Genomic DNA, 12470 nt, shown 5'->3' on the forward strand with positions numbered 1-12470 from the left:
CTCTCCTTAACGTCGCGATGGGGCAAGTGCCTTACCCCACTAACATCCACGTTGCCGGGATTGCGGCAACCAGTAACAGACCAATCATCGCCATTTCACGGCGTTTGAGCATGTTATCCAACTGGTGCGTATGACGAGCGTAGATAAACACCAGCAGGCCAGGTGCATAAAGTACTACGGAAAGCAGCAGGTGCATCGGGCCGGAAGCATACAGTAACCATAAGCCATAAATGCAGGCCCCGATACCCACTGTTTTGTGCAGCGGTCGGGTCGCCATCTTCAGCAGAAATGCGCCGACGAGGAAATAGGGTACCAGAATCATCTCGGAGGCGATGGTCAGCAGCGTATTGTAATCCGAGCCGGTGAGCCAAATCAGGATCAGGCAAACCTGCACGCTGATGTTGGTCAGCCACAGCGAAGAAGCCGGAGCATTGTTTTTATTCTGACGGCCAAACACGCGCGGAAACGCCTTGTGCGTGGCGGCCAGATAAGGCACTTCTGCGGCCATGATTGTCCAGCTCAGGTACGCGCCGCACACCGACACAATCAGCCCTGCGGCAATGACCACTTCACCCCAGGAGCCCATCATTCGCACCATCAGGCCCGCCATTGATGGGTTACGCAGCTCAGCCAGTTCCGGGCGAGGCACCACACCGAGCGACAGCAGCGTCACCAGCAGGTAGACGCTGAGTGCGGAAAGCACGGCCAGCAATGTTGCTCGGCCTACGTCGTTTTTATTCCGTGCGCGGGCAGAAACGACCACGGCGCCTTCCACGCCGATAAACACCCACAGGGTAATCAGCATGGTGTTTTTCACTTGCTCCCAAACGGGAACGCCCAGCGCCACGCCGCTGAAATCGAGGCTGAACGTTTCGCTTTTGAACGCCATTGCGGCTAATGCAATGAACAGGCCGAGCGGAACCAGCTTTGCCAGCGTCGCGACCAGATTGATGCTTGCCGCCGTCTGCACCCCGCGCAGCACGAGAAAATGCACGACCCACAGCAGTACGGAAGCGCCGATCATCGCCTGCCAGGTATTGCCGTCGCCAAACAGGCGAAGTTCTGGTGTATCAGTAAAGAAGCTCAGCGCTGAAAAGACGATCACCAGATAGGAGACGTTGGCGATCACTGCACACAGCCAGTAGCCCCAGGCGGAGCAGAATCCAATCAGCTCGCCAAACCCTTCGCGGGCGTAAGTGAAAATGCCGCCGTCCAGATCCGGGCGAATGCGGGTTAACAGCAGCATCGCGAAAGCAAGGAACAAAATGCCGACACCGGTGATTGCCCAGCCGATAAGCAATGCTGACGGGCTGGCCACTTCGGCCATGTTTTGTGGCAGGCTGAATACGCCAGCGCCGAGCATTGAGCTAAGTACCAGGGCGGTCAGTGCACTGAGGCCAAGTTTCTTTTCCATGGGCATCCTGTTGAAGGAACTAAAATCCAGAATATTTATTTGGTAAAAACGCATAATCATGGAGGATTGCGCTATGGCGCGCGATTTTACGGAGAGAGGTGCAGGCATGCAATGCGCGTGGGCAGAAAAAAATAAAAAAGGCAGCCGAAGCTGCCTTTCAGGACATAAAGAGGGGATTACTTGTACAGATCGGCGCTGATGGTCATGTTGCCACCGCGTTCCTGCCACTGGCGAGTAATGTGATAGAACTTCGCACCTTTTTTCGCTGCGCGTTTCGCTACCTGGTAGGAGATCTCGGTCATATTGCCGTAGTTACCGGTGAACTGAACGCTATCGAAAGGCACCATCTGCGCGGCAGCAACTTTGTTCAGCTCTTCGATTTTTGTGCCGTCAGGCAGTGTGACACTGTAACGTCCGCCTGAGGTTGACTGCGTTTCGAAGAAGCGGCCGACGCCTTCGCTGGAGCCTACGGTAGAAGAGGAGGCCACGCCTGGGATTTCCACAGCCGCGGCGGCAGTTCCACCCGCAGCAATAGCGGCTTTACCTGCATCAGAGTTGGCTGGAATAGCGTCCGGGCTCTGGACGACACGTTTTTTCGCGTCTGACTTATAAACGTAAGCCGTGATGCGCTGGTTGCCGCCCTGGTTTGCATCGACCTGGCGAACAATATAGAAGGAGGCCGCGCCTTTCTCTTTCGCTGCTTTGGCAATGGCCTCGTTCACTTCAGGCTGGCTGCGGTAGAAGCCCTGTACGGTTACGGTGTCGAAAGGCTCAATCAGCGCCGCCTGATCCTTTGGCAACTCCATCACGCCGTCGATCATACGGTTTTTAACCACATCGGCTTTTGGCGCATTTTCTTTATAGAAGTCTGCGGTGACGCGCCAGTTGCCGCTGCCGGAGAAATCAGAGGTATCAACGACGTAAAAAGATGCTGCGCCTTCTTTATCGGCTTTGCGTGCAACGGCATCTACAGCGTCACCAATTGCATTAAAACGACCGGTGATCACGACACGATCGTACGGCTTGAGGGCCGCCGCTTGCTCCGGCGTTAGCTCGGTGGCAGCAAAGGCGCTGAATGCCGTTGCGGAGAGAAGAGCGGACGCCAGGAGGGTGTTCTTAAGCTTCATAAAAATAATCCTTCGCCTTGCGCAAACCAGATGCTGGTAGTTGTTAGTGACTAAAACGCCGATGATTATTGCATTTAATCTGCATCACTGTCTGCGTGATTTTGTTCATCTTGTGCGACCTGCGGAGACTCGCGCGATAACTTTTCATGATATGTTGCAGAAATGGGCAGTTGACCAGTAAAACCGATAATCATGATAGCTTTTATAAGTTAATGTAATGTTAAAATGCGGTAACATCGCCGAGAATAATCATGTTTTACCGCTTCGCTTAAGCGAATTATCAGGCCTGCCTGACAAAATCAGGTAAATATTGCTGCCTGAGCGCAGTGAAAGTGACTTTTCCCTAATAAAATCAAAATTACTGTTTACGGGCTGTGGATCACAGCCGTTATTTTCAGTAGGTTATAGAAAGTTTGTTACTGTTTTATTTATTGCGGGTGCTTCGCCTCTTCGAAAGCTGATGCTCTTAGTGACGGAACCCGATGAGACAACAAACCATCATTACACTCGATGGAAGGGAAAACTATGCGTATTGCGGTACCAAAAGAGACGCTGGCCCTGGAAACCCGCGTTGCAGCCACGCCGAAAACGGTGGAACAGTTGCTGAAGCTTGGGTTTACGGTGGCCGTAGAAAGCGGGGCCGGGAAGCTTGCGAGCTTCGAGGATCGTGCTTTTACCGAGGCAGGTGCGGAAGTCGTTAGCGCAGAAGCCATCTGGCAATCTGACATTATTCTGAAGGTCAATGCCCCAACCGATACCGAAATTGCACGGCTGAACGCGGGCACCACGCTTATTAGCTTTATCTGGCCGGCGCAAAATCCGGATCTGATGGCAAAACTGGCCGAACGTAATATCAACGTGATGGCGATGGACTCCGTGCCGCGCATTTCGCGCGCGCAGTCCCTCGACGCCCTGAGCTCGATGGCGAACATCGCCGGTTATCGTGCGATTGTTGAGGCAGCCCACGAGTTTGGGCGTTTCTTCACCGGGCAAATCACCGCCGCCGGTAAGGTTCCGCCAGCTAAAGTCATGGTGATTGGCGCAGGCGTTGCCGGTCTTGCAGCCATTGGCGCGGCTAACAGCCTTGGTGCCATCGTGCGCGCCTTTGATACCCGTCCGGAAGTGAAAGAACAGGTTCAGAGTATGGGCGCGGAATTCCTCGAACTCGATTTCGAAGAGGAAGCGGGTAGCGGCGATGGCTATGCCAAAGTGATGTCCGAAGCGTTTATCAAAGCAGAAATGGCGCTCTTTGCCGCGCAGGCAAAAGAGGTCGATATCATCGTCACCACGGCGTTGATTCCGGGCAAGCCGGCACCGAAGTTAATCACTCGAGAAATGGTTGATTCCATGACGCCGGGCAGCGTGGTGGTCGATCTCGCCGCGCAGAACGGCGGCAACTGCGAATATACCGTGCCTGGTGAAGTCTTCACCACGGCCAATGGCGTGAAGGTGATTGGCTATACCGACCTGGCTGGACGTCTGCCAACGCAGTCATCCCAGCTCTACGGCACCAACCTGGTGAATCTGCTGAAGCTGCTGTGCAAAGAGAAAGACGGCAATATCATCATCGACTTTGACGACGTGGTGATCCGCGGCGTAACCGTCGTGCGCGAAGGTGAAGTCACCTGGCCTGCGCCACCGATTCAGGTTTCCGCACAGCCCAAAGCGGCGGCAAAAGCTGAAGCGGCCCCGGTTGAAGAGAAAAAACCAGCCTCACCGTGGCGCAAATACGCCCTGATGGCGCTGGCGATTATCCTGTTCGGCTGGCTTGCCGATGTCGCACCTAAAGAGTTCCTCGGTCACTTCACCGTGTTCGCGCTTTCCTGCGTGGTGGGTTACTACGTAGTGTGGAACGTCTCTCATGCGTTGCATACGCCGCTGATGTCGGTCACGAATGCGATATCAGGGATCATCGTGGTCGGGGCGCTGTTGCAGATTGGTCACGGCGGCTGGGTAAGCTTCCTGAGCTTCATCGCCGTGCTGATCGCCAGCATCAATATTTTCGGTGGCTTCACCGTGACTCAGCGCATGCTGAAAATGTTCCGCAAAGGGTAAGGGGTAGCACATGTCTGGAGGATTAGTTACAGCTGCATACATTGTTGCCGCGATCCTGTTTATTTTCAGCCTGGCCGGGCTTTCGAAACATGAAACGTCTCAGCAGGGCAACTATTTCGGTATCGCCGGGATGGCGATCGCGCTGATCGCCACTATTTTCGGGCCGGATACCGGCAATGTGGCGTGGATAATTGTTGCGATGATCATTGGCGGCGCAATCGGTATTCGCCTGGCAAAACGCGTCGAAATGACCGAAATGCCGGAGCTGGTAGCGGTGCTGCACAGCTTCGTGGGTCTGGCAGCGGTGCTGGTGGGCTTTAACAGCTATCTGTATCACGAGCCGGGTCTGGAACCGATTCTGGTGAACATTCACCTGACGGAAGTGTTCCTCGGCATCTTCATCGGTGCGGTGACCTTCACTGGTTCTATCGTGGCCTTTGGTAAACTGCGCGGCAAGATCTCTTCTAAGCCGCTGATGCTGCCAAACCGTCACAAAATGAACCTCGCGGCGCTGGTGGTTTCCTTCCTGCTGTTGGTGGTGTTTGTGCGCACCGAAAGCGTAGGGCTGCAGGTGCTGGCGCTGCTGATCATGACCGTTATCGCGCTGGCGTTTGGCTGGCATCTGGTGGCGTCTATCGGCGGGGCGGATATGCCGGTAGTGGTTTCCATGCTGAACTCCTACTCCGGTTGGGCAGCGGCGGCAGCGGGCTTCATGCTGAGCAACGACCTGCTGATCGTCACCGGTGCGCTGGTTGGTTCGTCGGGTGCGATCCTGTCCTACATCATGTGTAAGGCGATGAACCGTTCGTTTATCAGCGTCATCGCCGGTGGTTTCGGTACTGACGGCTCTTCCACCGGTGTAGACGAAGAAGTGGGCGAACACCGTGAAATCAGCGCTGAAGAGACCGCTGAGATGCTGAAAAACTCGCATTCGGTGATCATCACCCCAGGCTATGGCATGGCAGTGGCTCAGGCGCAGTATCCGGTGGCTGAAATCACCGAGAAGCTGCGCGCACGTGGCATCAACGTGCGTTTCGGCATTCACCCGGTAGCGGGGCGTTTGCCAGGGCACATGAACGTACTGCTGGCGGAAGCGAAAGTGCCGTATGACATCGTGCTGGAAATGGACGAAATCAACGACGACTTCCGCGATACCGACACCGTGCTGGTCATTGGCGCCAACGACACCGTGAACCCGGCGGCCCTTGACGATCCGAAGAGTCCGATTGCCGGTATGCCGGTGCTGGAGGTATGGAAAGCGCAGAACGTTATCGTGTTCAAGCGCTCCATGAACACCGGCTACGCAGGCGTTCAGAACCCGCTGTTCTTCAAAGAGAACACCCACATGCTGTTTGGCGATGCTAAAGCCAGCGTGGATGCGATTCTGAAAGCGCTGTAAATCGGCTTACAGGTTTGTGCGCTTAAAGCCGTCTTCCCGTGAAAGGAAGGCGGCTTTTTTGTTATGATGGCCGTCACATTTGAAAACAACGGTGAAGGGAGAACGGCGTGTTTGCGGATTTTGGCGTACTGAATTACTGGACCTACCTGGTGGGCGCGATTTTTATCATTCTGGTGCCTGGGCCAAATACCTTTTTTGTGCTCAAAACCGGGGCAGCGTACGGCATTCGTACAGGCTACCTCGCTGCGCTGGCGGTATTTATCGGCGATGCGGTGCTGATGTTTCTTTCGTACGCGGGCGTTGCCACGCTCATTAAAACGACGCCAGTGCTGTTTAACATCGTTCGTTATCTCGGCGCGTTGTATCTGCTTTATCTCGGCATAAAAATGCTGTGGGCGGTCATCAAACAGAAGGGCGGCGAGCACGCGCACCATGCCGAACAGCGCAGCACCATCTTTAAGCGCGCCCTGACGCTGAGCCTGACTAACCCAAAAGCCATTCTGTTTTACGTTTCGTTCTTCGTGCAGTTTATCGACGTGAACTCAAGTACGCCGGGGCTGGCGTTCCTGATCCTGGGCGTTACGCTGGAGACGGTGAGCTTTATCTATCTCAGCTTCCTGATTGTGTCCGGCACGCTGGTGACCCGCTTTGTGGGTAGCCGCAAGAAACTGGTGAAGCTTGGCAACAGCCTGATTGGCCTGGTGTTTGTGGGCTTCGCCGCGCGCCTGGCATCGTTACAATCTTAATAGCTCTGCTACCATCGTATTTAAAATAACTGACAACAAGGGAAGAGACGGAAGATGAAATCACGTGCTGCAGTTGCGTTTGGCCCGGGCCAGCCGCTGAAAATTGTCGAAATCGACGTCGCGCCGCCGAAGAAGGGCGAAGTACTGGTTAAGATCACCCACACGGGCGTTTGCCACACGGATGCCTTCACGCTCTCCGGTGACGACCCTGAAGGCGTATTCCCGGCGGTATTAGGCCATGAAGGCGGTGGCGTTGTGGTTGAAGTCGGCGAAGGCGTCACCAGCCTGAAGCCGGGCGATCACGTTATCCCGTTGTACACAGCGGAATGCCGCGAGTGTAAGTTCTGCAAATCCGGCAAAACTAACCTTTGCCAGGCCGTGCGTGCGACTCAGGGCAAAGGCCTGATGCCGGACGGCACTACGCGTTTCTCCTTGAACGGAGAACCGATTTACCACTACATGGGCACCAGCACCTTCAGCGAGTACACCGTTGTCGCGGAAATTTCTCTGGCGAAAGTGAACCCGCAGGCGCCACTCGACAAAGTTTGTCTGCTGGGCTGCGGCGTCACCACTGGAATTGGGGCAGTGCACAATACTGCTAAAGTGAAAGCGGGTGATTCCGTGGCCGTGTTCGGCCTTGGTGGGATTGGCCTGGCGGTAATTCAGGGAGCCGTTCAGGCGAAAGCGGGCCGCATCATTGCCGTCGACACCAATCCGGAAAAATTTAAGCTGGCGGGTGAAATGGGCGCGACCGATTTCATCAATCCGAACGATTACGACAAACCGGTGCAGGACGTGATTGTTGAACTGACCGACGGCGGCGTTGATTTCAGCTTCGAGTGCATCGGCAACGTGAACGTCATGCGCGCGGCGCTTGAATGCTGCCACAAAGGCTGGGGCGAAAGCGTCATTATCGGCGTGGCGGGCGCAGGCCAGGAGATCAAAACTCGCCCGTTCCAGCTGGTTACCGGGCGCGTGTGGCGCGGTTCGGCGTTCGGCGGCGTGAAAGGGCGCACTCAACTGCCGGGGATGGTAGAAGATGCGATGGCTGGCAAAATCAACCTCGACCCGTTCATTACCCACCGTCTGCCGCTGGATCAGATCAACAAAGCTTTTGATCTGATGCATGAAGGTAAATCTATCCGCACCGTTATCCATTTCGGCGATAACTGATGCGCAGGCCAGCGGCGTTCGTCCGCTGGCTTTCCTTTTTAATGTTCAAAATGTGACCCACGTAGCGCTTTTACCGGTAAGCAATCGGCGCGCCGGGCCGATGACAATCTTACGGACGTTTTGATACGTCTTTACTATAAGAGAGTCGATAAGCCATGGATAAATCAGCCGTAGGGCAAAAGTCGCAAACCGTCAGTTTTTTACACCATATCCGTCTCGTGCCGCTGTTCTCCTCCATTCTCGGGGGGATCCTGCTGCTGTTCGCGCTGAGCTCGGGCCTTGCGGGCTATTTTTTGCTGCAGGCCGATCGTGACCAGGGTGACGTTACTCAGGAATTAGAAGTTCGCATGGGTTTATCGAACAGCTCAAACCATCTGCGAACAGCACGTATCAACCTGATCCACGCCGGCGCCGCCAGCCGCATTGCCGAAATGGATGATATGAAGCGCAATATCGCCGAAGCGGAGCAGCGCATCAAACAGTCTCAGGAAGGCTTCGCGCAGTACGTGAATCGTGAAGTGAAAACACCGGCTGATGAAGCGCTGGATGGTGAGATCAATGCGCGCTACAAAGCCTACATCGATGGCATGCAGCCGATGCTGAAATATGCCAAAAACGGTATGTTTGAGGCGATCATCAACCATGAAAACGAGCACGCCCGCCAACTGGATGCCGCTTACAACGACGTGTTGCTTAAGGCGATTCAGATCCGCAGCGAACGGGCTCGTCATCTGTCCGAAACGGCACACAGCCGCACCCAGCTTGGTCTCGCCTTTATGGTTGGGGCCTTTGTGCTGGCGCTGGTTTTAACGTTGCTTACGTTTGTTGCGTTACGCCGAACCGTTATTAATCCTCTGCGTCGCGCTCTGCACCGTATCGAGCAAATTGCGGATGGCGATCTGACGCTGGCCGATGAAGCGACGGGCCGCAGCGAAATCGGTAAGCTGAGCCACGACCTGCAAAAAATGCAGCACGCGCTGGCGCAAACCGTTGGCACCGTGCGTCAGGGCACCGAAGAGATCTATCGCGGTACCAGCGAAATTTCCGCAGGCAACACGGATTTGTCCTCCCGTACTGAAGAGCAGGCCGCGGCGATTGAGCAGACAGCCGCCAGCATGGAGCAACTGACCGCCACGGTGAAACAGAACGCCGATAACGCGCATCACGCCTCCAGACTGGCGGAAGATGCCTCCGGGAAAGCTACGCGCGGCGGGCAGATTGTCTCCGGCGTGGTGTCGACGATGGGCAACATCTCTGCCAGTTCGAAGAAAATATCTGAAATTACCGCTGTGATTAACAGCATTGCTTTCCAGACCAACATTCTGGCGCTGAACGCCGCGGTGGAAGCTGCGCGTGCAGGGGAACAGGGACGAGGTTTTGCTGTGGTCGCAAGCGAAGTACGCACGCTCGCCAGCCGCAGCGCCCAGGCAGCAAAAGAGATTGAAGGGCTTATCAGTGAATCCGTCATGCTGATTGAACGCGGTTCCGGAGAAGTCGTTGCGGCGGGCAGCACCATGAGTGACATCGTGGAGGCGGTCAAACGCGTCACCGACATCATGCTGGAAATCGCCGCGGCTTCGGATGAGCAGAGTCGGGGGATTTTGCAGGTGAGTCAGGCGATTACGGAGATGGACAACGTCACCCAGCAAAATGCCTCGCTGGTGGAAGAGGCCTCTGCGGCGGCTGGTTCACTGGAAGAGCAGGCCGCACGCCTCACGGAGGCAGTCGGTGCGTTTCGTTTGCAGCACGCGGGTAGCATAAATCGCCAGCCGCCTGCGCCTTCCGCCAGTCGCTATCAGCCACAGCGCCCGGCACTTGCCGAGGGCGATAACTGGGAAACGTTCTGATGAAAAGGCCGGTGGCACTGTCATCCTTCGAACTCAAAGAAGAGATCAACTACGCCTGGTGTCTGGGTATCCACTGATCCCTCTGTCAGACATAAAAAACCCGGTGAGGAAGCTCACCGGGTTTTTCTTTTTTTAAGAGACTAAGGCTGGATGCTTAGTCGTCTTCTTCGTCGTCAAGCTCGACCGGGGTCTGATACTGATCCGGCTTCAGCGCCAGCAGGTCGCAGCGCAGATGATCGATAACCTGTTCCGCGGTATTCCCAAGGAATGCGGCAGAAAGGCCTGTGCGTCCAACCGTGCCCAGTACCACAATCCCCGCCTGCAAATGCTCAGCCAGATCCGGGATGACCTCTTCCGGCAGGCCTTTCTCGACGTGGGTCATCTCTTCTGAAATGCTGTATTTCTGCCGTAGCGCCTTCATGGCAAGCAGATGCTGGCCGCGAATGGCGTCGTTGTACACGCTCGGGTCGAAATCCGGCAGCTCAATCGCGATATTGATTGGCGTGACCGGGTAGGCGCCCACAAGATGCACTTCGGTGTGGTTGATTTGCTCGGCAAGCTGCAGCGTTTCCCGTACCAGTTTGTCATTGAGGGCGTTGTGATACTCCTCTTCGCTGGCGAGATTGACTGCCACAATCGCTTTGCCGCCTTCCGGCCACGGCTGATCTTTCACCATCCACACCGGGCAGGGGCATTTTCTCAGTAAATGCCAGTCGGTGGGGGTGAAAATCACCGCTTCCAGTTTGTCGTGCTGGTGGGCCATCTTGAGCAGCAGATCGTGCCCGCCGCTCATCACTTCCTGAATAATGGCTTCGAAGGGGCGGTTATGCCAGACGACTTTGATGTCAATCGGCACGCCGGCATCTATGTAAAATTTTGCCTGTTCGCGGATCCACGCGGTCCGCTGGCTGATGACGCCCTGACGCATAGCCGTGCGCTCGTCAGGCGACAGAAGGGTGGTCATCTCATACGAAAAATCGTAGATCGGCAAAAAGGCTTTAATGGTTCCACCAATCCGTTGATGAAGGTACACAGCGCGCCGTAATGCGGGTTGATCGTCCTGGTTAGGATCGATGGCTACCAGCATGCTTTGATACTTTGCCATACAGGGTCTCCTTACAACTGTCACCACAGTCTGTAAATAAAAGATAACCCATCCGGAGTGATTGAAACAGGGGATAACCTTCGCCAGATCAATAAATCACAAAAATTTAGCGATCCGGCGAACGGAAAAAAAGGGGGATCAGGCGACGTTGCGGGCCTGTCCGGCCAGAACGGCCAGCGCATCGCTGTTCTCGATGGTAATGTACTTACCTTTTACCGCTAGCATGCCGCTTTTCTGGAAACGACCGAGCAGGCGGCTGATGGTTTCTACCGTCAGGCCGAGGTAGTTACCGATGTCACCGCGGGTCATGGTCAGACGGAACTCACGCGGAGAGAAGCCGCGCTGGGCGAAACGACGGGAGAGGTTATAGATAAACGCTGCCAGGCGCTCTTCCGCATTTTTCTTCGACAGCAGCAGGATCATATCCTGGTCGCCTTTGATCTCGCCGCTCATCAGACGCATCATCTGCTGGCGCAGGTTCGGCATTTTACCGGAAAGATCGTCCAGGGTTTCGAACGGGATTTCGCAAACCATGGACGTTTCCAGCGCCTGCGCGAAGCTTGGGTGATGACCGGTGCCGATGGCGTCGAAACCGACCAGATCGCCTGCCAGGTGGAAACCGGTAATCTGCTCATCGCCCTGTTCGGTGATGGTGTAGCTCTTGATCGTGCCGGAGCGGATGGCATACAGCGATTTCAGCTCATCGCCTGCTTTGAACAGGGTTTGCCCTTTCTGAATCGGCTTTTTACGCTCGATGATATTATCAAGCTGATCGAGCTCATGTTCATTGAGGGTGAACGGGATACAGAGCTGGCTGATGCTGCAATCCTGGCAGTGGATAGCACAACCGCCAGACTGGATGCGTCGAATAATTCGCTTTTCCGGGATCATAGATTTGCTCAGGCTTTAATTGATATTGGTCAATTTTAACATCTTTTTGGGGAGCAAGTAAGCCTTCAAAATCCGATTCACGTAATATAAGCAAGGGAAATAACCGAAGGGTTATATCCCCATGAAATCTATGAATTTAAACTGGAGCCTGCTGTCAGTAAAGTTGTCTGATATTTCCAGAAAGGCACTAAATATCAAATTAGCAGGTAGCCTTCGTGGCGCAGCAGCCACTCTTTTCGCTGCACGCCGCCAGCATAACCGGTCATGGTACCGTTGCTGCCTATCACGCGATGGCAGGGCACGACGATGCTTACCGGATTCGAACCGTTGGCCGCGCCTACAGCCCGCGCCGCGCCTGGTCGTCCGAGCTGTTCGGCAAGCTGCCCGTAGCGCATCACCTGACCGCAGGGAATAGAGCGCAGCGCCTGCCAGACTTCACGCTGAAAGTCGGTACCGCCCGTAGCGCTTGGCAGGGAGTCGATTATGCTGAGATCGCCGTCGAAGTACTCTCTCATCTTCTGACTCAGCCCGTTAGGATTGCTGGCAGGGATTCGCTCATAGCCCTCCGCGCGATAATGCAGATCCAACAGCTGCACCATACGATCGCTGTGCTCTTCCCACTCGACGGCGCGCAGGTTGAACTGTTCATCACACAGGATCCACAGCGGCCCGACCGGGGTCGCGATTTTATCTTCCAGCAATCTCAGCATCAC

The 12470-nt window shown here is 55.2% G+C and carries 11 protein-coding genes; 6 read left to right on the forward strand and 5 right to left on the reverse strand.

The features are described 5' to 3' along the window. Nucleotides 1-31: 31 nt before the first annotated feature. A complete protein-coding gene (locus tag RTU33_RS07185; protein ID WP_312626295.1) occupies nucleotides 32-1414 on the reverse strand; it encodes an amino acid permease in 1383 nt (460 codons plus the stop codon). Between the two features lie 176 nt (nucleotides 1415-1590). Then, entirely contained in the window at nucleotides 1591-2541 is a 951-nt protein-coding gene (gene ydgH / locus RTU33_RS07190; protein WP_312626296.1) for a DUF1471 family protein YdgH, read from the reverse strand. A gap of 525 nt (nucleotides 2542-3066) precedes the next feature. Here ydgH and pntA point away from each other — a divergent pair. The 6 genes from pntA (at nucleotide 3067) to RTU33_RS21850 (ending at nucleotide 9838) form a co-directional block, all read left to right on the forward strand. Further along, on the forward strand, nucleotides 3067-4596 hold the full coding sequence (gene pntA, locus RTU33_RS07195; protein WP_312626297.1) for a Re/Si-specific NAD(P)(+) transhydrogenase subunit alpha: 1530 nt from the start codon (nucleotides 3067-3069) through the stop codon (nucleotides 4594-4596). A 10-nt stretch (nucleotides 4597-4606) separates the two neighbouring features. Then, nucleotides 4607-5995 carry a Re/Si-specific NAD(P)(+) transhydrogenase subunit beta gene (gene pntB, locus RTU33_RS07200; RefSeq protein ID WP_312626299.1) on the forward strand — a complete coding sequence of 463 codons (1389 nt, stop codon included), beginning with the start codon at nucleotides 4607-4609 and terminating at the stop codon, nucleotides 5993-5995. A 107-nt stretch (nucleotides 5996-6102) separates the two neighbouring features. Beyond that, a complete protein-coding gene (leuE, locus tag RTU33_RS07205) occupies nucleotides 6103-6741 on the forward strand; it encodes a leucine efflux protein LeuE (protein WP_312626301.1) in 639 nt (212 codons plus the stop codon). Between the two features lie 54 nt (nucleotides 6742-6795). Beyond that, complete coding sequence (locus RTU33_RS07210) at nucleotides 6796-7914, forward strand: S-(hydroxymethyl)glutathione dehydrogenase/class III alcohol dehydrogenase (protein ID WP_312626302.1); 1119 nt, start codon at nucleotides 6796-6798, stop codon at nucleotides 7912-7914. A gap of 155 nt (nucleotides 7915-8069) precedes the next feature. Beyond that, the gene (locus RTU33_RS07215; protein WP_312626303.1) at nucleotides 8070-9761 is read left to right on the forward strand and encodes a methyl-accepting chemotaxis protein; all 1692 of its coding nucleotides are present in this window, start codon (nucleotides 8070-8072) and stop codon (nucleotides 9759-9761) included. Then, nucleotides 9761-9838: a YdiH family protein gene (locus RTU33_RS21850; RefSeq protein ID WP_409438230.1), complete on the forward strand. Its 78-nt coding sequence runs from the start codon at nucleotides 9761-9763 to the stop codon at nucleotides 9836-9838. Before RTU33_RS07215 ends, RTU33_RS21850 begins: the two co-directional genes overlap by 1 nt. Before the next feature lie 77 nt (nucleotides 9839-9915). Here the strand turns inward: RTU33_RS21850 and uspE are convergent, their stop codons facing one another. The 3 genes from uspE to ogt form a co-directional block, all read right to left on the reverse strand. Continuing rightward, entirely contained in the window at nucleotides 9916-10866 is a 951-nt protein-coding gene (gene uspE / locus RTU33_RS07220; RefSeq protein ID WP_312626304.1) for a universal stress protein UspE, read from the reverse strand. 138 nt (nucleotides 10867-11004) lie between these two features. Beyond that, a complete protein-coding gene (gene fnr, locus RTU33_RS07225; protein ID WP_152958553.1) occupies nucleotides 11005-11757 on the reverse strand; it encodes a fumarate/nitrate reduction transcriptional regulator Fnr in 753 nt (250 codons plus the stop codon). Nucleotides 11758-11951: 194 nt separating this feature from the next. Further along, nucleotides 11952-12467 carry a methylated-DNA--[protein]-cysteine S-methyltransferase gene (gene ogt / locus RTU33_RS07230; protein ID WP_312626306.1) on the reverse strand — a complete coding sequence of 172 codons (516 nt, stop codon included), beginning with the start codon at nucleotides 12465-12467 and terminating at the stop codon, nucleotides 11952-11954. Between the last annotated feature and the right edge of the window lie 3 nt (nucleotides 12468-12470).

The sequence above is a fragment of the Scandinavium sp. genome, assembly GCF_032012665.1.
Taxonomy (GTDB): Bacteria; Pseudomonadota; Gammaproteobacteria; order Enterobacterales; family Enterobacteriaceae; genus Scandinavium.